Raw genomic sequence first — 18972 nt, 5'->3', positions numbered from 1 at the left:
AACATTTACGGATCATGCAGATCAAGATCGTCCACGGCAAGGCCGTCATGCCGCATATCGCCGATCTCGCGCGCCTGCGCACCGACGTCTTCCGCGCCTTCCCCTATCTCTACGAGGGCAGCGAGGACTACGAGGTCTCCTATCTGGCAACCTATGCGCAATCGCCCGAAAGCCTCTTCGTGCTGGCGCTGAACGGGGGGCGGATCGTCGGCGCCTCGACGGGCGTGCCGATGACCGATGCGTCCGAGGTCTTCAAGGCGCCATTCGTCGATGCCGGCATCGATCCGGCAACGGTCTTCTATTTCGGGGAATCCGTGCTTCTGCCAGCCTATCGGGGCAGGGGGCTTGGTGTGCGGTTCTTCGAGGAGCGAGAGGCCTATGCGCGTCGCCTTAACCGTTTCGACTGGTGCGCCTTCTGCGCGGTGGAGCGGCCGAAGGACCATCCGCTGCGCCCGGCGGACTATATGCCGCTGGACGAATTCTGGGGTAGGCGCGGCTATGCGCACCGCGCGGATCTGCGCACGATGCTGGCCTGGCAGGATATCGGTGAAGAAGGCGAGAGCGAGAAGCCGATGTCGTTCTGGCTGAAACGGGCGCGGTAGGCGGATGAGGGCGATCGATGCCCGCTTACCTCACCGCAAGCCGGTTTCGTCCAGCAGGCCCTTGCGCTTGGCGTGGTAATAGTAGCCGGCGGCGTAAAGCTGCACGGCGCCGTCGTTCTTGTCGTCCGCGACCATCCATGCGCCGCGCAGGTACTTGCCGGCATATTTAATGTTCGTCTCGGCGTCGAACAGGCCTTCCGCCGGGCCTTCGTAGCCCATGCTCTTGGCCGTCGAATACTTGATCTGCATCAGGCCGTAGTGGCCGCGATTGAAAGCTCTCGGATTGTAGGTGCTTTCGCGCCGCACGACGCGGTGCAGCAGCGATTCCGGAATACCGTAGAGGGCGGCGTATTTGGTGATCAGCGCGTCGATCGGCGTGCCGGACTTCTTGAACGGCTGCTCGGTCTGCGGCACCGTCAGGCGCGTCTCGGTTGTCAGGACGGCGTTGCTGATCGTTGCCGGCTTGGCCATCGGCACGATCTTGCGGCTGGCGACGAGCTGTTCGAGGCCTTCCGGCTCGCCCGTGTCGAAGCCCGGCTCCATGACGGAGACGCCGATGACGGTGTCGTAGGCCGGCGGCATTCCGGCGACGGCGGTCACGCCATTGCCCGTATTGCCGGCAAGCGCGGCGGTGGCGGCGGCAGCGCCCGTTTCCGCCTTGGCCTCGGCAAGGGCGGAGACCGGAACTGCGGCAGCCGCCGTATCGCCCGCGACGGCAATCGGCGTCGGCAGGGCGGTGGCGGTGTTTTCCGTGCCGGGCTTAGCGACGGGGAGAGCCGCATAGGCGACTTCCGTGGTCGTGCCGTCAGCGGCGGCGATATCCGTCGTCGCGGCGGTGGCCGGGGCGGGCGTCACGGTCTTGGCCGTCACCGCGTCCTCAGCGACGCTGGCGCAGCCCGCAAGCGTTGCAAGAAGGCCTGCACAGGCAAGCGCGGCAACGCGTGCCGGACGGGAAACGGGGGTATCAGCCATGGTCGTCGCTCTCGGTTTGCCGGGGTTCAGGGGCGTCGAAACGCCCCCGCTTTTGCAAATCAATCGGCCGTGGCCGTGCCCCGCTCATAGCCGATCAGGCCGCAAGCGGCAACCCGTAGACCTCGCGATGCGTCATGCCGCCGCCCGTTTGAGGCCTGCGGTGAGCAGTCCGGCGCCGATCAGGAGCGTTCCGCCGGTGCGGTTCACGACCTTCTGGACCGTGGGGTTCCGGATGGTTTTGCGTGCCGCGGAGGCGAGCAGGGCATAGGAGAAGGCGTTCAGCGTGGCGAGGACGAGGAAGGTCGCCTCGAAGATCACCATCTGCGGCAGCACCGGCCGGGAGAGGTCGAGGAACTGCGGCAGGAAGGCCACGAAGAAGACGATGCTCTTGGGGTTCAGCGCCGTCACGACATAGGCATGGGCGAAGATGCGCAAGGGCTTTTCTTCCGCCGGGGCCTCGCCCTCCGCGCCTATCGTGGCGGGTGCGCGCCAGAGCTTGATGCCGAGCCAGACAAGATAGGCCGCGCCCACCCATTTCAACACGGTGAAGACGGCGGCGGAGGCGGCGAGCAGCGCGCCGAGGCCGAGCATGGAGGCGGTCATGGCGGTGAAGTCGCCGAGCGCGACACCCGCGACGGTCGCCCCCGCCGTGCGCCGGCCATGGCTGAGCGCATAGGAGATGACGAGGAGGATCGTCGGACCCGGAATGGCGAGCATGACGGCGGATGCGGCGGCGAAGGCGAGCCAATGGTCGAAGGACATGAAAAACTCCCCGGATATGTGGTCTATCCGGGGAGCAAGCCATTGCAAGTTTTTGCCGTCAAGCGGGATGTGTCGCCAGCCCTGTTCAGGCCGCCGGCTTCCACTTCTGGCCGATGCTGTCCATCACCTCGCCGAACCACCTGGCGGAGGTGTCGAAGTGCTTGCCGCCCTTGATGCGCGGGAACTCGATGGTGCGCAGCTTGCCGCCCTGGCCTTCGTCATGGCCGGTGACGCCGGAAACCTTGTTCAGCGCGCTTTCGACGGCAAGGTCGGTCATGCTCTGGATGAGGCGCAGGTCGTCGCGGTTCGCCGGGGCGGAGCGGGCGTAGTAGCCCGACTTCTGCACCATGGCGCGCTCGGCGCCGAGCAGGGCGGCGAACTGCTTGGAGAACCAGTTGCCGACATTGATCGTGTCGATCTTCACATGGCCGAAGGCATCGCGCTTGACGGTCTCGCCGGCCGCTTCCCGCTCGGCGACGATGGCGTCGAGGCAGGCGCCTTCCGAGACGAACAGCGTGACGAAGCCGGCGCGGTCCATGACCGCCTTCAGCCGTTCGGCCTCGGCTTCGAGGTTGAAGTCCAGCTCCGGCAGGTAGAGGCCGTCGATGTTCTTGAGCTGCTTGTTCATCATGAAGCCGTCGACATAGTCGTTGCCGCTGGTCTTCTGGATATAGGCGCGCGCGGTGGCGGCGGTGAGCCAGCCGCAATGGCGGCCCATGACCTCGTGCACGACGAGTGTCTTCGGCGCGGCGCTCTGCTCGTTGCTGACATGGTCGAAGAAGCCGGCGCCGACTTCGGCGGCCGTCCAGGCGCCGAGCGACTGGCGGATCGGCACGACGTCGTTGTCGACGGTCTTCGGCAGGCCGACCACGGTGAGGTTGTAGCCGTTCGCGCCGAGATAGGCGGCAAGGTCGGCGGCCGTGGTGTTGGTGTCGTCGCCGCCGATGGTGTGGAGGATGGTGATGCCGTCCTTGGCGAGCCGCTCGGCGGCCACGCGCAGCGGGTTCTCGCCTTCCTTGACGAGGCCGCGCTTCACGCAGTCGGCGGCGTTCGTCAGCTTCACCCGGCTGTTGCCGATGGGCGAGCCGCCGTAGCGATGGAGGAGGGGCGCCTTCTCGCGCATGTCCTTCGTGATCTCGATCCGGTCGGCAAGCAGGAGGCCCTGGTAGCCGGAGCGATAGGCGACCAGCTCGATCTCCGGCGCAACGTCGCTGTAGCGTTCGATGAGGCCTCCGACGGCGGACGACAGACAGGGCGCGAGCCCGCCGGCGGTCAGCATTGCGACTTTCTGCTTGGCCATGTTTCCTCCTCGGCTTCAGCACGTCTCGATGGGTGGGCGTTGTCTAGCCTAGAATCCCCCGGAGGGGAACGGCGCGGCGAACTTATCCGCACTCCATGACGGATTGTCTTCTATGCCGGGCCGGCGAAAATCCATGCACCGGAAAATTCGATGCCTCCACTTAATGAGGGGCATCAAAATTTTGTCATCCGGCCATTTCCTGCCTTGCTTTCCCTGCAATTGTCTGATCAAGATCACCTTATGTTCCAGAATTCGCCGAGTTGCTTCATCAGTGCCGTATGGGATCGCCTTGTCGGCATGGTCTCCGATGCCGCCAGCAACGTGCTGTCCGGCGTGGTCGAGGCTGTGCGGACGCTCTTCGAGGGCGATCCGGAAACACGCCGGCAGGTTGCCTTCTCCGTCGCAATGATCGCGCTTTCCGCCAAGATGGCGAAGGCGGACGGCATCGTCACGACCGCCGAGGTCGATGCCTTCAAGGACATCTTCAAGTATCCCGACAACCAGGCGGCCAATGTCGCCCGGCTGTATAATCTCGCCCGGCAGGACGTCGCCGGCTACGAGGCCTATGCGGAGAAGATGAAAGCGCTCTGCGTCTCCTGCGAGAAGAACTGCCCCATCCTCGAGGATATCGTCGACGGCCTGTTCCATATCGCCAAGGCCGATGGGCTGATCCACGAGAGCGAGATGGCATATCTGTCGCGCGTGGCGGAAATCTTCGGCATGGCCGACGAGCGCTTCGAGCAGATCACGGCGCGTCACGTCCATATCAGCGGCCGCGACCCCTACAAGGTTCTCGGCGTCAAGCCGAGCGACGACTTTGCCGAAATCCGCAAGCGCTACCGGGTGCTTGCGTCGGAGAACCATCCTGATACGCTGGTTGCGCGTGGCGTGCCGGCCGAGTTCCATCAGATCGCGAACGACCGCATGGCCGCGCTCAACGCTGCCTATGAGGCGATCGAGAAGGAACGCTGCGCCGCATGAGCGCATTCACATGTGACTATTCCGGCGCGACCGCTGCGCCGTCGCCGAATTTCGGCGAGAGGGCGGGCGGGCGCTCGCCCGATATCATCCTCCTGCATTATACCGGCATGGAAACGGCGGACGGCGCGCTGAAGTGGCTTTGCGCGCCCGAAAGCCAGGTCTCCTGTCATTACTTCGTGCATGAGGACGGGCGCGTCGAGCAGCTCGTGCGCGAGGCGGATCGCGCCTGGCACGCCGGCAAGAGCTTCTGGCAGGGCGAGACCGACATCAATTCGGCCTCCATCGGCATCGAGATCGCCAATCCCGGTCATCCCGGCGGACTGCCGGATTTCCCGGATGCGCAGGTCCGGGCGGTCGTCGAACTTTGTCTCGATTGTGGCGGAAGGTGGGGAATCGCCCCTGAAAGGGTGCTCGCGCACAGCGATGTGGCCCCCATCCGCAAGGTCGATCCGGGTGAAAAATTCCCATGGGCGCGCCTCCATGCGTCGGGCGTCGGGCATTGGGTGGAGCCGTCCGCCATCACCGGCGGGCGCTTCTTCCAGCGGGGGGATGCCGGCCAGCCCGTCGAGGCGTTGCAGACCATGCTGTCGCTCTATGGCTATGGTATTGAAATCGATGGGACTTACTCGGAAAAGACCGAGGGCGTGGTCGCGGCTTTCCAGCGTCATTTCCGGACTGATCGGGTCGATGGCATCGCCGATTTTTCGACCATCGACACGCTGCACAGGCTGCTGTCCGCGCTTCCGCGACTGGTAGCTTGAAAGCCCTTTCGAATATTCGAATATTACGGTTTGTAACAGAAGTTTACCGTTTCGCCACATCCTGACCCGATTGGGGATGTTCTTTCCGGTTGCGTTCGTTGCAGCGCAGCATGCGGTCAGGGCCTGATCGCACCCAACAAGGATCGAGACGTTTGCGCAAGGTGCGCGGCCAAGGATGCCGCCGCCAAGGCTCTGCCTTTGCGCCTTTTGGAGACTGGAAATAGATGAGAAGACTTCTTGCTGCCCTCAGCGCGGCCTGCCTTTGCGCGTCCGTTTTTTCCGCCGGCATGGCGCATGCGGCATCCGGCGACTATCGGGGACCGGCTGCAAAGACCGCCAAGGCGGAAAAGGCCGAAGCCCAAGGTCAGGAGAAACCGCGCAAGGTTTCGAGCAAGCGCGGCAAGCGCAAGACGTCCGCCGACAGGGACGAGGTCGTGGTCGGCCAGTTGAAGACCTTCAAGAGCACGACTGGCTATCCGCAGGCCGACAATCCGCTGAAGGCGGGCGTGAAGGCGGCCGGTTATTCCAGCCTCATCCAGACCTATGCGAGGACCTACGGCGTTCCGGTCGACCTTGCCCATGCGGTCGTTCGCGTCGAAAGCAATTTCAACCCCAAGGCCCGCGGCAGCGCCGGCGAAATCGGCCTCATGCAGATCAAGCCGGCGACGGCGCGCATGATGGGCTATCGCGGCAGCGCCAAGGGTCTCTTCGACCCGGAGACGAACATCAAGTTCGGCATGAAGTACCTCGCCATGGCGCATGACCTCGGCGGTGGTACGACCTGCGGCACCATTCTCAAGTACAATGCCGGCCATGGCGCCAAGCGCATGAACCCGGTCTCCAAGCGCTATTGCGGCAAGGTGCAGAGCTATATCGACTGACGCCCGCCCGGATTTTTCACAGGCTGGAATCGGCCTGCCGCCATGCTATGCCATCCTCGAAAGGTGAGGGTGGAGCATGGTTCGGCATTTCGATTTCGTCGTCGTGGGCAGAGGCATGATGGGGGCGGCCGCCGCGCGGCATCTCGCGAAGACGGGGGCCTCCGTGGCGCTCGTCGGACGGGGCGAGCCGGCGGACTGGAAGGCGCATGACGGCGTCTTTTCCAGCCACTACGACAGCGGGCGCATCACCCGCACCATCGACCATGACCGGGACTGGGCGCTGCTCGCCAACCGCTCGATCGCACGCTACCGCGAGATCGAGGCGGAGAGTGGCATCGCCTTCTATGGCGAGACCGGCTGCCTGATCAGCGGCCCGGCCGGCAGCGATTTCGTCCGCTCCGTCGAGGAGGTTGCAAGGCGGTATGCGCTCGACGCGCCATTGCTAGACAGAACCGCGTTGCGCGCACAGTTCCCGTGGTTCGCCCTGCCGGAGACTTCCGCCGGGGTCTTCGAGGCGAAGGGGGCGGGATATGTCGATCCCCGCAAGCTCGTCGCCGCGCAGGTCGCCGCCATGGAAAAGGCAGGTGGGGTCTCTGTCTCCGATGATGTGCTTGCCGTGACGGACGCCGGCGACCGGGCGTCCGTGGCGCTGAAGTCCGGTGGTTCGGTGACGGGCGGCCGCGTACTGGTGGCGACCGGCGGCTTTTCCCGGGCGCCGGGGCTGCTGCCGAGAGTGCCGTCGCTGGTCGTCAAGGCGCGCACCATCGTGCTGGCGCAGTTGAAGCCGGAGCAGGTGGCAGCCTATAGCGGCATGCCTTCGTGGATCGACGAGAGCGCCGATCCCTCCGACCATTTCTATTTCCTGCCGCCCATCGTCTATCCGGACGGCAACACCTATCTCAAGATCGGTGGCGACCCGACCGAAGTGGCGATAGAGGATGAGCAGGCGATCCGCGACTGGTTCCGCGTGGAGGGGCGGCCAGAGGCCATCGTCCATCTCAAGCGGCTGCTCGCCCGATCGCTTCCCGATCTCGACCCGGTACGCCTCGTCTCCGTTCCCTGCGTCACGACCTACACTGAGCACGGTTATCCCTATGCCGGTTTCGTGGCGGGCGAGCGCATCGCGCTTCTGACCGGCGGTAACGGCGCGGCGGCCAAGAGTTCCGACGAGATCGGCCGTATCGGCGCGGACTTTGTGATTCGCGGCCAGCTCGACGAACCGGACTATGAAACCGATTTCGCCGTTCATTTTCGCTGAGGCTCTGGTGTTTCGGTCCGCCATGGGCTAGTCACCCCCTGCCAGTTGGCCGGGCAGCCGCGCCTTGCAAGTGCCGAAAGGCCGCAGGGTGAGGAAAGTCCGGGCTCCACGGAAACACGGTGCCGGATAACGTCCGGCGGGGGCGACCCCAGGGAAAGTGCCACAGAAAGCAAACCGCCTTCCCCGGAAGGTAAGGGTGAAAGGGTGGGGTAAGAGCCCACCGCGGCCATGGCGACATGGACGGCACGGTAAACCCCACCGGGAGCAAAACCGAATAGGGATGACGCGGGCCGCGCAAGCGGTCCAGCCTGTTTCCGGGCCGGTCATCCGGGTGGGTTGCAAGAGGCCGGGCGCAAGTCCGGTCCCAGATGAATGGCTGCCACGTTCCGGCGAGAGCCGGAGCCATACAGAACCCGGCTTACAGGCCAACTGGCAAATTCTCTCTATGCCGTCTGGGCGAGGGCGGTCATTCCAGCCCGATAACCTGCTCCACGGTATTCCGGACGTGCCGGTTGAATGCGGCGACGGAGTAGTTTTCCCGGTAATATTCAACGGCCGCAACCTCGCGCGCGTGTCGCGCCTGCGGATCGTCGAGCAGGCTCGCGATCGTCTCGGCGGTTCTCGCCGGGTCGTTTTCGACGGCGGCGATGGCCTGGATGGAGGATACATCGGCAAGGCCGTCGAAGGCATGATCCGGGCCGACCGGCACGCGGCCATAGGCAAGCGCCTCCAGAACCTTGATCTTGGTGCCGCCGCCCCAGGTGATCGGGGCGGCCACCAGGGCCGCCTTGTCGTATTCTGCACGCAGGTCATCGACGAAGCCCAGCGGGCGGACATTCGGCAGCGCGCGCCATTCCCGCGCCAGTGCTTCCGGGGTGTCGCCGCTGATGCGAAGCTCCACTTCGGGCATGCGTTCGACGAGCAGCGGCCAGACGTTTCGCAGGAACCACTTCATGCCGTCGGAATTCTGTGAACGGCTCCATTGGCCGACGGCAAAGAGGGTTTTCGAATCCCGGGCAGACCTGTCCAGAGGGGCGATCGACTCGCCTGCTTTCGCCAGTGGCAGGTTCGGGAGGGTCGTGACATTCGGGCGGGCGAGCATCGACGTGTCCGCCTCGGATGCGAGCCAGACGTGATCGGCCCTTTCAAGAAGCCGGTCTCCGAGGGCCTGCGAGCCTTGAAGGTAGCGACGCAGGAAAATGCGCAAGGGAACATTGTGGGCAGGCGTTGCGCGGATCTGCGCGATGGTGCGGCTCGGCTCCCAATCGTCGGCGTCGACGATGAGGGGCACGCGCCGCTCCTCGAGGAGACCGGCGACCGCTGTCGGGCGGCTCAGGCGGCCGACGACCAGATCGACGTCCCCGCGATCGATCATCTCGCCCATAAGCCGGCGTGCCTCCTTGCTGACCCTCAGACCCGCCGCGGCCATGCCCCGGCCGGCGACGAAGTCGAAGGCTTTGGCGGCATAGGCGCGGACCTTCCCGCTTCCGTGCCCGGGAATCAGGACGGATTCCGAGAGCAGCAGGGTGCCGTTGCCAAAGGGTGAGCCGGGAATTTTTTGAAGGTCGTGGTCGGCGCCGCGATAGTTCAGGTAAAAAATGCTGACCTGCCCGCATTCTGCCAGTGCATCGAGAAGCAACCGTGATCGTATCCCGCCCCCGCTGCGATCCATCGGGAAGGGCGGAAAGGATGTAACGAACAGGATTTTCTTCAGCATGTCTTCTCTCTTCTTCTTATGTCGTAATTTCTTGCAATAGTATCTGGTATTCTATTTTCATCGTATCGACAGTGTCGCGCGATGACCGGGTATGCGTTGCGGCCTCGTTTCGTAAGTCTCCGGAAAACTCATATCTATATTTGAGGTCGACATGCGCCTTTCCTTGCACCGGCAGTCTGTCTTAACTTCATGTTAACTATTGGAAATTACGGTTAAGAAACTGTTTTTACCAGGAAAACAAACTAACCCCAGAACGTGAATTTTTGCACAACGCAAATTCTCACGCCTGTGAGCCTTTGACGGTCCGAGTAAAGGGAACGAGGTCTCTTCCCATTGACGCCCATATGGTCCCATGGTATCCCAAAATCACACTGCACGAGGACGCATGAGCGTCCGATCATCGCAAAGCTTTGAGGCGAACCGTCCGGGGACGGTGTGGCACTTCAGTGCCGCATCGGGGCAGGTTTGCGCGCGTGGTGTTGTGTTGGTAACGCCGGGGGGGATGCACAGCGCTCCGGCTTTGGAAGCGGCTGTATCGCGTCATGAACCGGTTCCTGTCGAATGCGACGAACAGGGTCGATGCCAAGGGGAGGGTTTCCGTTCCTTCGGCATTCCGCTCCGTGCTGTCGCAACGCGACATCCGGGAACTTTATTGCTTCCAGGATTTCATGTTTCCGGCGATCAGCGTCGGTGGGCTGGATCTGCTCGATCGTTTCGAGCGCCAGATCGCCAGCGAGGATGCGTTTTCGCCGAAGGCCAACGGGATGTCGCTCCTCATTCACGGGGGCGGGGTCTTCATGAAGCTCGATTCGGAGGGGCGCCTGCCGGTCACGGATTTCATCCGGGACTATACGGGCATCACGACGGACGTGACCTTTGTCGGTCGGGCGGATCATTTTCAGCTCTGGGCGCCGCAGACATTTCTAGCCACGCAGGCGGCAGCCCGGGAAGAGTTCAGAACGCGAGGTCTGGGCTCGGTGTAAGACGGAGAATCGGAATGGCGGCGGATATTGGCAACGGGGTTTCTGATGCCGATGGCGGACCGGTCCGTCACATTCCGGTTCTTCTCTCCGAAGTCCTCGAAGCGCTTGCGCCCAAGCCCGGCCAGGTCATCCTCGACGGCACTTTTGGCGCTGGCGGTTATAGCTCCGCCATCCTTGCGGCCGGTGCCGACGTCATCGGTCTTGACCGCGACCCGACGGCCATTGCCGGCGGGCAGGACCTGGTGAAGGCCTCCGGCGGCCGTCTTACGCTCATTCATTCCCGCTTTTCCGATCTTGCCGAGCACGCGCCCGCGGGCGGCCTCGATGGCATCGTGCTCGATATCGGCGTTTCCTCCATGCAGATCGATGAGGCCGAGCGCGGCTTCTCCTTCCAGAAGAACGGGCCGCTCGACATGCGCATGTCGGCCTCCGGCGTTTCGGCGGCCGATGTGGTGAACCGCGCCAAGGTTTCCGATCTCATCCGCATCTTCGGCTTCCTCGGCGAAGAAAAGCAGGCCGGCCGTATCGCCCGGGCCATCGAGAAAGCGCGCGAGAAGGAGCCGTTCACGACAACGCGCCAGCTCGCCAACCTCATCGAGCTGACGACGCCGCGCAAGGCCAAGGACAAGATCCATCCCGCGACGCGCGTCTTCCAGGCGCTGCGCGTCTTTGTCAACGACGAACTCGGTGAATTGGCCGAGGCGCTGTTCGCCGCCGAGCGCGCGCTGAAGCCGGGCGGTCGCCTTGTCATCGTTTCCTTCCATTCGCTGGAAGACCGCATCGTCAAGAAATTCTTCCAGGATCGCGCGGGCAAGGCGGCGGGATCGCGCCATCTGCCGCAGGTTCACGACAAGGCCGCAACCTTCGCACCAGTCGGGCGCCCTATGGTGGCCGCGAGCGACGAGGAGAGCGCGGTCAACCCGCGCGCCCGATCCGCGAAGCTGAGGGCGGGTGAGCGCACGGGCGCCCCTGCCGGGACGGATGATCTGTCCATTTTCAACCTGCCCAACCTTGCCAGCCTCGAGAAGATGGGAAGCTGAGTGATGTTCCGTACCCTTGATGTCGTGATGATCGCCGTCATGACCGCAGCAGCCACCGTTACCTACTCGATCAAGCATCAGGCTGAGAACAAGCTTGAGGAGGTGCGCAAGCTCGACGCCGAGATCAAGCTTGAGGAAGATACGATCGATCTCCTCAAGGCCGACTGGGCGCTGCTGACGCAGCCGAACCGCCTCAACCGCCTCGTCAAGACCTTCGAAGCCGACCTCAAGCTCGTGCCGACCGAATCGACCCAACTCGCCCAGCCGAACGAGCTGCCGATGCCGACCGCCGAACTGCCGGCGCTGGAGCCTGCGAAGGACGAGAAAATCGCCGAGGGCGACAAGAAGACCAAGAAGAAGAGCACGGACGCAATCCAAACCGGATCGGTGGCAAACTGATGTCGTTCCTCTCCCGCATCATGGACCTGAAGAGCAAGGCGCATTTCAGCGCCGGCGGCAACAACAACCGCGTCGGCGGCAACGGGCAGGCCTTCGAGGGCACACGCAAGCGCTCCGGCTCGCAGGCCCGTAGCCGCGTCGCCGTCATCATCTGCTGCTTCGGCATGGTCTATGCCGTCATCGGCGGCCGGCTCGTTCAGTACGGCATGGCCTCGCCCGAGACCGTCTCCTCCATCGGCCCGGCCGACCACCTGATGGCCTCGCGTCCCGATATCGTCGACCGCAACGGCGAAATCCTCGCCACCGACATCCGCACCGTCTCGCTCTATGCCGAGCCGCACAAGATCGTCGATGCGGATGAGGCGGTCGAGATGCTGGCGACCGTGATGCCGGACCTCGACCGCCGGGGCACCTATCGCAAGCTTACTTCCAAGTCCCGCTTCCAGTGGCTGAAGCGCCAGCTCACGCCCAAGCAGCAGAGCCGCATCCTCGCGCTCGGCATTCCCGGCGTCGGCTTCCGGCCGGAAAAGCGCCGCTTCTATCCGGGCGGCGCGACCGCCTCGCATATCGTCGGCCACGTCAATATCGACAACCGCGGCATTGCCGGCATGGAGCGCTACATCGACAGCCAGGGTCTCGCCGACCTTGCCGCCATCGGCATGACGAGCGACGCCAAGCTGGAGCCGGTGCGTCTTTCCATCGACCTGCGCGTGCAGGCCGTGGTGCGTGAGGTCGTCAAGGACGGCATGGAGAAATACAAGGCCATCGCCGCCGGCGCGGTCGTGCTCGACGTGCGCACCGGCGAGGTCCTCGCCATGGCCTCCTATCCGGACTACGATCCGAACAACCCGGCCGAGGGCGCCAAGGAAGGCTGGATGAACCGCATGTCGAACGGCACGTTCGAAATGGGCTCCACCTTCAAGAGCTTCACGACCGCCATGGCGCTCGATTCGGGCAAGGTGCGGCTCACCGACAGCTTCGACGCCCGCGCGCCCATCCGCATCGGCGGCTTTACCATCAAGGACTTTCACGGTAAGCATCGCGTGCTGACCGTGCCGGAGATCTTCCAGTATTCCTCCAACATCGGCACCGCCAAGATGGCCGACGTCGTCGGCATCGAGGCGCACAAGGAGTTCCTGACGCGCATGGGTCTCCTGACGCGCATGGAGACCGAGCTGCCCGAGGTGAAGACCCCGAGCCAGCCGCGCGAATGGAAGAAGATCAACTCGATCACCATCTCCTTCGGTCACGGCGTTTCCACGACGCCGCTGCAGACGGCGGTGGCGGGCGCAGCCCTCATCAATGGCGGCAAGCTCCTCAACCCCACCTTCCTGCCGCGTACGCAGGAAGAGGCGGACGAGATCGCCAAGGTCGTCATCGGTCCCAAGACCGTCGAGAGCATGCGCTACCTCTTCAAGCTCAACGCCAACGACGGCTCCGGCCGGCGCTCGCTGGTGCCGGGCTTCAACGTGGGCGGCAAGACCGGCACGGCGAACAAGGTCGTGGGCGGGCGCTATTCCAACACGCAGAACTTTAACGCCTTCCTCTCCGGCTTCCCCATCGACGACCCGAAATACGTGGTCCTGACCTTCATCGATGCGCCGCAGACGGGCGAGGGCGGGGGCCGCACCGCTGGTCTCAATGCCGCGCCCATGGTGGGCGAGATCATCCGCCGTTCCGCCGCGCTTCTCGGTGTAAAGCCGAAATTTGGTGAGGACGGGTCTGCCTTGCTTGTGTCTTATTGAATGGAGATGACGGGATGCCGATTCGAGAGCTGAATCGGCCGCCAAAGAAAGCAACAGAGCGGACAATGAAGATCAGTGACCTCGCCGGACCCGAAACCAACGACCTCAGCGCCGCCGCCGCGATAGACGCGACCGGCATCGCCAGCGACAGCCGCAAGGTCAAGCCCGGCAATCTCTTCGTTGCCGTTTCCGGCACCAGGGCCGACGGCAGCGCCTTCATCGACGACGCCGTATCCCGGGGCGCAGCCGCTGTCGTGGTTGCCGAGGGTACCAAGGTCGAGACGTCCGTGCCGGTCATCGCCGCTGCCGAGCCGCGCCGCTTCCTGGCGCTTGCCGCCGCGCGGTTTTATGGCCGTCAGCCGGAAACCATGGTGGCCGTCACCGGCACTGCCGGGAAAACCTCCGTTGCCTCCTTCACCCGCCAGATATGGGAACATGCCGGCCATGCGGCCGCGATGATCGGCACGACCGGCGTCGTTGCGCCCGGCCGCAACGATTATGGCTCGCTGACGACGCCCGACCCGGTGTCGCTGCATGAACTGCTCGCCGAGCTTGCCGATGCCGGCGTCACCCATGCCGCCATGGAGGCCTCCAGCCACGGCCTCGACCAGTCGCGCCTCGACGGCGTGCGGCTTTCCGCCGCCGCCTTCACCAATCTCGGCCGCGACCACATGGACTACCATCCGACGGTCGAGCACTACATGGCCTCCAAGATGCGGCTCTTCGATACGCTCCTGGAAAAGGGCGCGCCCGCCATCATCTATGCCGACGACGAATGGTCGGGCGTGGCGATCGACGCCGCGCGCAAGGCCGGTCTCGACGTGCGCACGGTCGGCCGTAAAGGTGACTACCTGACGCTGAAGCGCGTCGAGCATTTCCGCCACAAGCAGACCGCCGAAATCCATGCCGGCGGCGAGATTTTTGAAGTTCATATTCCGCTGGCCGGCGATTTTCAGGTGGCGAACGCGCTGGTCGCGGCCGGCCTTGCTATGTCGACCGGCGTTCCCGCCGCCGTTGCCATGGCCGCGCTCGAAAAGCTGATTGGCGCGTCCGGCCGCCTCGAACTGGTGGGCCATGCGAAGAACGGCGCGCTCGCCTATGTCGACTACGCACACAAGCCGGATGCGCTGGAGAACGTGCTGACCTCCGTGCGTCCCTTCACCACCGGCCGCGTCATCGTGGTCTTCGGCTGCGGCGGCGACCGCGACAAGGGCAAGCGGCCGATCATGGGCGAGATCGCCACGCGTCTGGCCGATGTGGTGATCGTCACCGACGACAATCCGCGCTCGGAAGTGCCGGCCGTCATCCGCTCCGAGATCATGGCCGCCGCCAAGGGCGCGACGGAGATCGGCGACCGCGCGGAAGCGATCCGCGGGGCTGTCAGGATGCTGCAATCGGGCGACACGCTGATCGTCGCCGGCAAGGGGCATGAGGAAGGGCAGACGGTCGGGACCGTGACCCTGCCGTTCTCCGACCATGCCGAATTGCGCAAGGCGCTGGAGGAGTTGGACCGTTGACCTGGCTCTGGACCAGCGCTGACCTCATCGCCGCCATGCATGGCCGCCCCATCGGCAACCTGCCGCAGGGCGTGACCGGCATTTCCATCGACAGCCGGGCCATCGCGCCGGGCGAGGCCTTCTTCGCCATCAAGGGCGACCGCGTGGACGGCCACGATTTCGCGAGCTTCGCCGTCGCCAACGGCGCGGGGCTGCTGGTGGTGAGCGAAGGCAAGCTGCCGGCGCTCGGCCGCCTCGTCACGCCGATGATCGTGGTGCAGGACGTGCTTCAGGCGCTGATCGACCTCGGCTGCGCGGCGCGCGACCGCACGGCGGCGCGCATCATCGCCGTCACCGGCTCGGTCGGCAAGACGACGAGCAAGGAGATGCTGCGCCAGGCGCTGTCGCCCTCCGGCAGCGTGCATGCCTCCGTCGCCTCCTTCAACAACCATTGGGGCGTGCCGCTGACGCTCGCCCGCATGCCGGAGACCACCGACTACGGCATCTTCGAGATCGGTATGAACCACGCGGACGAGATACGCCCGCTGGTCGGCATGGTGCGCCCGCATATCGCGATGATCACCACCATCGCTGCGGCCCATCTCGGCAATTTCCGCGATCTCGAAGAGATCGCCGCCGCCAAGGCCGAGATTTTCGAGGGCGTCGTGCCGGGCGGACACGCGATCCTCAACCGAGACAACGAGCAGTTCGCCTTCCTCGAACGGGCGGCGAAAGCGGCCGGCGTCTCGCATATCCACAGCTTCGGGGCCGATCCCGGTTCGGAATTCCGCCTGCTCGATTTCACGAGCGGCCCGGAAGGCAGCCTGCTGCGCGCCGCCGTCGGCGGGCAGACGCTGGAAGTGCCGATGGGCGCACCCGGCCGGCATATCGCGGAAAACGCCGTCGCCGTGCTCGGCGCTGTGCATCTTGCCGGCGGCGATATCGAGAAGGCGATGGCTGGCCTTGCCACCATGGAGGCCGAGAAGGGCCGGGGCCGGCGTTACCGGCTCGCCAAGGACGGCGGCTGGTTCACGCTGATCGACGAGAGCTACAACGCCAATCCTGCCTCGATGCGGGCTGCCATCGCGCTTTTACGTGACGCCGAGCCGCATGGCCGGGGTCGGCGCATCGCCGTGCTCGGCGACATGCTGGAGATGGGCGAGCATTCGCCCGCCGTCCATGCCGGCCTTGCCGAACCGCTCGTCGCTGGCGCCATCGGCACGGTCTGGCTCGGCGGCCCGGACATGGCGGCGCTGCGCGACGCGCTGCCGGAGGAAATCGAGACGGACTATCGCGAGACAGCCGACGCGCTCGCCGCCCATGCGCTGGAGGCGGTGCAGCCGGGCGATGTGCTTGTCGTGAAGTCGTCGAAGGGCACGGGTTTCAGCCGCATCGTCGCCGCCCTGCTTGACAAATATCCGGCGTTCTCCGAGAGGGAACGCGAGACTTGAGGGAGGTTCGGCCGGGTGAGACCCGCCGGACCTTATCTTTTATGTGATTTGCTTCCCATCTCCGGTCGGTCACACCGGGGACGCTTTCGGGAACCTTTGGGGAAAGGGTGACAATGCTGCTTTGGCTCGTCGAGCTGGCGAACACCATTCAGGTGTTCAACCTGTTCCGCTATATTACCTTCCGCACCGGCGCCGCGCTGTTCACCTCCGCGACCATCGTCTTCCTGTTCGGGCCGATGATCATCTCGTCGCTGCGCATCCGCCAGGGCAAGGGCCAGCCGATCCGCGCCGACGGGCCGCAGACGCATTTCAAGAAGGCCGGAACGCCCACCATGGGCGGCCTGATGATCCTTGCCGGCATCGTCGGCAGCGCGCTGCTCTGGGCGGACCTTTCCAACGTCTACGTGGTCGCGACGCTGCTCGTCACCCTCGGCTTCGGCGCTATCGGCTTCTACGACGACTACCTGAAGGTCACCAAGCAGACGGAGAAGGGCTTTTCCGGCAAGGCGCGCCTCGGCCTCGAATTCCTGATCGCCGGCATCGCCACCTTCTTCATGATGCGCGCCACGCTTTCGGCAGGCGCCGCCGGCTCCACCTTCGGTTCCTCGATCACCTTCCCCTTCTTCAAGGACGTGCTGGTCAATCTCGGCATCTTCTTCGTGCTGTTCGGCGGCTTCGTCATCGTCGCGGCCGGCAATGCCGTGAACCTGACGGACGGCCTCGACGGTCTCGCCACCGTTCCGGTGATGATCTCGGCGGCGGCCTTCGGCCTCATCGCCTATCTCGCCGGCAATGCGGTCTTCTCGAACTACCTGCAGATCCATTTCGTGCCCGGCACGGGTGAACTGGCGGTCGTGCTCGGCGCGGTCATCGGGGCCGGCCTCGGCTTCCTGTGGTTCAACGCGCCGCCCGCCGCCATCTTCATGGGCGATACCGGGTCCCTGGCGCTCGGCGGCCTCATCGGCTCCGTCGCCGTCGCCACGAAGCACGAGATCGTCATGGCGATCATCGGCGGCCTCTTCGTCATGGAGACGCTGTCGGTCATCATCCAGGTCGCCTCGTTCAAGCTCACCGGCAAGCGCGTCTTCCTGATGGCCCCCATCCACCACCACTTCGAGAAGAAGGGCTGGACGGAAAGCCAGGTCGTCGTGCGCTTCTGGATCATCGCCGTCGTGCTGGCGCTGGTCGGCCTTTCCACGCTCAAGCTGCGGTAGGGCGTCATGATCCCCGTCACCACATTCAAGGGCAAGTCGGTCGCGCTGTTCGGGCTTGGCGGCTCGGGCCTTGCGACCGCGCTGGCGCTCGCCGCCGGCGGCGCGGATGTCATCGCCTGGGACGACAATCCGGCGAGCGTGGAGAACGCTTCCGCCGCCGGTATCAGGACCGGCGACCTGCACGCGCTCGACTGGAAGAGCATCGACGCGCTGGTGCTGTCGCCCGGCGTGCCGCTCACCCATCCGGAGCCCCACTGGAGCGCGGACCTTGCCCGCGCCGCCGGGGCCGAGATCGTCGGCGACGTCGAACTCTTCGTGCGCGAGCGCCGCGCGCATGCACCGGATTGCCCCTTCATCGCCATCACCGGCACGAACGGTAAGTCGACGACCACCGCGCTTATAGCCCATATCCTGAAGTCGAGCGGCCGCGACACGCAGCTCGGCGGCAATATCGGAACGGCCGTGCTGACGCTCGATCCGCCGAAGGCCGGCCGCTTCTACGTGGTCGAGTGCTCGTCCTACCAGATCGATCTCGCGCCGACGCTGAACCCCTCCGTCGGCATCCTCATCAACCTGACGCCCGATCACCTCGACCGGCACGGCTCGATGCAGCACTATGCCGACGTCAAGGCACGGCTGGTCACCGGCAGCGGTACGGCCGTCGTCGGCATCGATGACACCTATTGCGCATTGATTGCCGATGGCGTCGAGCGGACCGGCACGAAGGTCATGCGCATTTCCAAGCGAAACGTGCTGGCCGACGGCATTTATGCCGAGGGCGCACGCCTGATCCGGGCCGAGGGTGGGGCGACACGGCAGATCGCCGACCTTTCCCCGATCCAGACGCTGCGCGGCAGCCACAACGCGCAGAACGCGGCGGCTGCCGTCGCCGCCTGCCTTGCGGTCGGCCTCAATGAGGATGAGATCCGCGCCGGCCTTGCATCGTTCCCCGGCCTCAAGCACCGCATGCAGCCGGTCGGACGCAAGGGCGACACGCTCTTCGTCAACGATTCCAAGGCAACGAACGCCGATGCGGCGGCGCCGGCGCTTTCTAGCTTCGAACGCATCTACTGGATCGCCGGCGGCGTGCCGAAGGAGGGGGGCATCTCCACCCTCGACGGCTTCTTCCCGAAGATCGCCAAGGCCTATCTGATCGGCGAGGCCGCGCCGGCCTTCGCCGAAACGCTCGGCGGGGCGGTTCCGCACGAAATATCGGTCACGCTGGAGCGCGCCGTGGAGGATGCGGCGGCGGATGCCGGCAAGGATGGCAGCGGCCCTGTCGCCGTTCTCCTGTCCCCGGCTTGCGCAAGCTTCGACCAGTACAAGAATTTTGAAGTCAGGGGCGACGCCTTCGTGAAACACGTGGCGGCGTTGCCGGGCGTGTCCATGCTGGTGGAAGTTTAGACGAGG

The 18972-nt window shown here is 64.8% G+C and carries 17 protein-coding genes and 1 other RNA gene; 14 read left to right on the top strand and 4 right to left on the bottom strand.

The genetic code is table 11. The features are described 5' to 3' along the window. The first annotated feature begins 14 nt into the window (after positions 1-14). The gene (locus MOE34_RS11780; protein WP_242217031.1) at positions 15-602 is read left to right on the top strand and encodes a GNAT family N-acetyltransferase; all 588 of its coding nucleotides are present in this window, start codon (positions 15-17) and stop codon (positions 600-602) included. A gap of 30 nt (positions 603-632) precedes the next feature. Here the strand turns inward: MOE34_RS11780 and MOE34_RS11775 are convergent, their stop codons facing one another. The 3 genes from MOE34_RS11775 to MOE34_RS11765 all read right to left on the bottom strand — a co-directional run bounded on the left by MOE34_RS11775 (position 633) and on the right by MOE34_RS11765 (position 3636). Continuing rightward, a complete protein-coding gene (locus MOE34_RS11775; protein ID WP_242217029.1) occupies positions 633-1574 on the bottom strand; it encodes a lytic transglycosylase domain-containing protein in 942 nt (313 codons plus the stop codon). A gap of 132 nt (positions 1575-1706) precedes the next feature. After that, positions 1707-2336: a LysE family translocator gene (locus MOE34_RS11770; RefSeq protein ID WP_242217028.1), complete on the bottom strand. Its 630-nt coding sequence runs from the start codon at positions 2334-2336 to the stop codon at positions 1707-1709. A gap of 85 nt (positions 2337-2421) precedes the next feature. Then, the gene (locus MOE34_RS11765) at positions 2422-3636 is read right to left on the bottom strand and encodes a pyrophosphate--fructose-6-phosphate 1-phosphotransferase (protein ID WP_242217026.1); all 1215 of its coding nucleotides are present in this window, start codon (positions 3634-3636) and stop codon (positions 2422-2424) included. Positions 3637-3876: 240 nt separating this feature from the next. Between MOE34_RS11765 and MOE34_RS11760 the strand changes: the two genes are divergently transcribed. The 5 genes from MOE34_RS11760 to rnpB all read left to right on the top strand — a co-directional run bounded on the left by MOE34_RS11760 (position 3877) and on the right by rnpB (position 7954). Beyond that, a complete protein-coding gene (locus MOE34_RS11760; RefSeq protein ID WP_242217024.1) occupies positions 3877-4617 on the top strand; it encodes a J domain-containing protein in 741 nt (246 codons plus the stop codon). Next, on the top strand, positions 4614-5378 hold the full coding sequence (locus MOE34_RS11755) for an N-acetylmuramoyl-L-alanine amidase (protein ID WP_242217023.1): 765 nt from the start codon (positions 4614-4616) through the stop codon (positions 5376-5378). Before MOE34_RS11760 ends, MOE34_RS11755 begins: the two co-directional genes overlap by 4 nt. Before the next feature lie 224 nt (positions 5379-5602). Next, positions 5603-6259: a lytic transglycosylase domain-containing protein gene (locus MOE34_RS11750; RefSeq protein ID WP_242217022.1), complete on the top strand. Its 657-nt coding sequence runs from the start codon at positions 5603-5605 to the stop codon at positions 6257-6259. Between the two features lie 76 nt (positions 6260-6335). Beyond that, positions 6336-7517, top strand: coding sequence for an NAD(P)/FAD-dependent oxidoreductase (locus MOE34_RS11745; RefSeq protein WP_242217021.1), 1182 nt, complete (start codon positions 6336-6338; stop codon positions 7515-7517). 41 nt (positions 7518-7558) lie between these two features. Then, an RNA gene (gene rnpB, locus MOE34_RS11740) (RNase P RNA component class A) lies at positions 7559-7954 on the top strand. 29 nt (positions 7955-7983) lie between these two features. Here the strand turns inward: rnpB and MOE34_RS11735 are convergent. Further along, positions 7984-9234, bottom strand: a complete 1251-nt coding sequence (locus MOE34_RS11735; RefSeq protein ID WP_242217020.1) for a glycosyltransferase — start codon at positions 9232-9234, stop codon at positions 7984-7986. Positions 9235-9776: 542 nt separating this feature from the next. Here MOE34_RS11735 and mraZ point away from each other — a divergent pair. The 8 genes from mraZ to murD all read left to right on the top strand — a co-directional run bounded on the left by mraZ (position 9777) and on the right by murD (position 18966). Beyond that, complete coding sequence (gene mraZ / locus MOE34_RS11730) at positions 9777-10217, top strand: division/cell wall cluster transcriptional repressor MraZ (RefSeq protein ID WP_242217019.1); 441 nt, start codon at positions 9777-9779, stop codon at positions 10215-10217. Between the two features lie 14 nt (positions 10218-10231). Continuing rightward, entirely contained in the window at positions 10232-11257 is a 1026-nt protein-coding gene (rsmH, locus tag MOE34_RS11725) for a 16S rRNA (cytosine(1402)-N(4))-methyltransferase RsmH (RefSeq protein WP_242217016.1), read from the top strand. A 3-nt stretch (positions 11258-11260) separates the two neighbouring features. Further along, positions 11261-11656, top strand: coding sequence for a cell division protein FtsL (ftsL, locus tag MOE34_RS11720; RefSeq protein WP_160786029.1), 396 nt, complete (start codon positions 11261-11263; stop codon positions 11654-11656). Further along, on the top strand, positions 11656-13401 hold the full coding sequence (locus MOE34_RS11715; RefSeq protein WP_242217006.1) for a peptidoglycan D,D-transpeptidase FtsI family protein: 1746 nt from the start codon (positions 11656-11658) through the stop codon (positions 13399-13401). Before ftsL ends, MOE34_RS11715 begins: the two co-directional genes overlap by 1 nt. Before the next feature lie 65 nt (positions 13402-13466). Beyond that, positions 13467-14918 (top strand): UDP-N-acetylmuramoyl-L-alanyl-D-glutamate--2,6-diaminopimelate ligase, encoded by a 1452-nt coding sequence (locus tag MOE34_RS11710; RefSeq protein ID WP_242217004.1) that lies wholly within the window; start codon positions 13467-13469, stop codon positions 14916-14918. After that, positions 14915-16348, top strand: a complete 1434-nt coding sequence (locus MOE34_RS11705; RefSeq protein ID WP_242217002.1) for a UDP-N-acetylmuramoylalanyl-D-glutamyl-2,6-diaminopimelate--D-alanyl-D-alanine ligase — start codon at positions 14915-14917, stop codon at positions 16346-16348. Before MOE34_RS11710 ends, MOE34_RS11705 begins: the two co-directional genes overlap by 4 nt. A 113-nt stretch (positions 16349-16461) precedes the next feature. Next, positions 16462-17562 (top strand): phospho-N-acetylmuramoyl-pentapeptide-transferase, encoded by a 1101-nt coding sequence (mraY, locus tag MOE34_RS11700; RefSeq protein WP_242217001.1) that lies wholly within the window; start codon positions 16462-16464, stop codon positions 17560-17562. Between the two features lie 6 nt (positions 17563-17568). Continuing rightward, positions 17569-18966, top strand: coding sequence for a UDP-N-acetylmuramoyl-L-alanine--D-glutamate ligase (gene murD, locus MOE34_RS11695; protein ID WP_242216990.1), 1398 nt, complete (start codon positions 17569-17571; stop codon positions 18964-18966). The last annotated feature ends 6 nt before the right edge of the window (positions 18967-18972 follow it).

This window comes from Shinella zoogloeoides, assembly GCF_022682305.1.
Taxonomy (GTDB): domain Bacteria; phylum Pseudomonadota; class Alphaproteobacteria; order Rhizobiales; family Rhizobiaceae; genus Shinella; species Shinella zoogloeoides_B.
The sequence above is the reverse complement of the archived record's forward strand: the minus strand, read 5'-3'. Positions and strand labels throughout refer to the sequence as shown.

Bases quoted from the DNA above. Each gene is read 5' to 3' on its own strand.
- MOE34_RS11735 (WP_242217020.1), bottom strand. From the start codon at position 9,234: ATGCTGAAGAAAATCCTGTTCGTTACATCCTTTCCGCCCTTCCCGATG.
- MOE34_RS11755 (WP_242217023.1), top strand. From the start codon at position 4,614: ATGAGCGCATTCACATGTGACTATTCCGGCGCGACCGCTGCGCCGTCG.
- ftsL (WP_160786029.1), top strand. From the start codon at position 11,261: ATGTTCCGTACCCTTGATGTCGTGATGATCGCCGTCATGACCGCAGCA.
- MOE34_RS11750 (WP_242217022.1), top strand. From the start codon at position 5,603: ATGAGAAGACTTCTTGCTGCCCTCAGCGCGGCCTGCCTTTGCGCGTCC.
- MOE34_RS11765 (WP_242217026.1), bottom strand. From the start codon at position 3,636: ATGGCCAAGCAGAAAGTCGCAATGCTGACCGCCGGCGGGCTCGCGCCC.
- MOE34_RS11760 (WP_242217024.1), top strand. From the start codon at position 3,877: ATGTTCCAGAATTCGCCGAGTTGCTTCATCAGTGCCGTATGGGATCGC.
- MOE34_RS11745 (WP_242217021.1), top strand. From the start codon at position 6,336: ATGGTTCGGCATTTCGATTTCGTCGTCGTGGGCAGAGGCATGATGGGG.
- mraY (WP_242217001.1), top strand. From the start codon at position 16,462: ATGCTGCTTTGGCTCGTCGAGCTGGCGAACACCATTCAGGTGTTCAAC.
- murD (WP_242216990.1), top strand. From the start codon at position 17,569: ATGATCCCCGTCACCACATTCAAGGGCAAGTCGGTCGCGCTGTTCGGG.
- MOE34_RS11780 (WP_242217031.1), top strand. From the start codon at position 15: ATGCAGATCAAGATCGTCCACGGCAAGGCCGTCATGCCGCATATCGCC.
- mraZ (WP_242217019.1), top strand. From the start codon at position 9,777: ATGAACCGGTTCCTGTCGAATGCGACGAACAGGGTCGATGCCAAGGGG.
- rsmH (WP_242217016.1), top strand. From the start codon at position 10,232: ATGGCGGCGGATATTGGCAACGGGGTTTCTGATGCCGATGGCGGACCG.
- MOE34_RS11710 (WP_242217004.1), top strand. From the start codon at position 13,467: ATGAAGATCAGTGACCTCGCCGGACCCGAAACCAACGACCTCAGCGCC.
- MOE34_RS11715 (WP_242217006.1), top strand. From the start codon at position 11,656: ATGTCGTTCCTCTCCCGCATCATGGACCTGAAGAGCAAGGCGCATTTC.
- MOE34_RS11770 (WP_242217028.1), bottom strand. From the start codon at position 2,336: ATGTCCTTCGACCATTGGCTCGCCTTCGCCGCCGCATCCGCCGTCATG.
- MOE34_RS11775 (WP_242217029.1), bottom strand. From the start codon at position 1,574: ATGGCTGATACCCCCGTTTCCCGTCCGGCACGCGTTGCCGCGCTTGCC.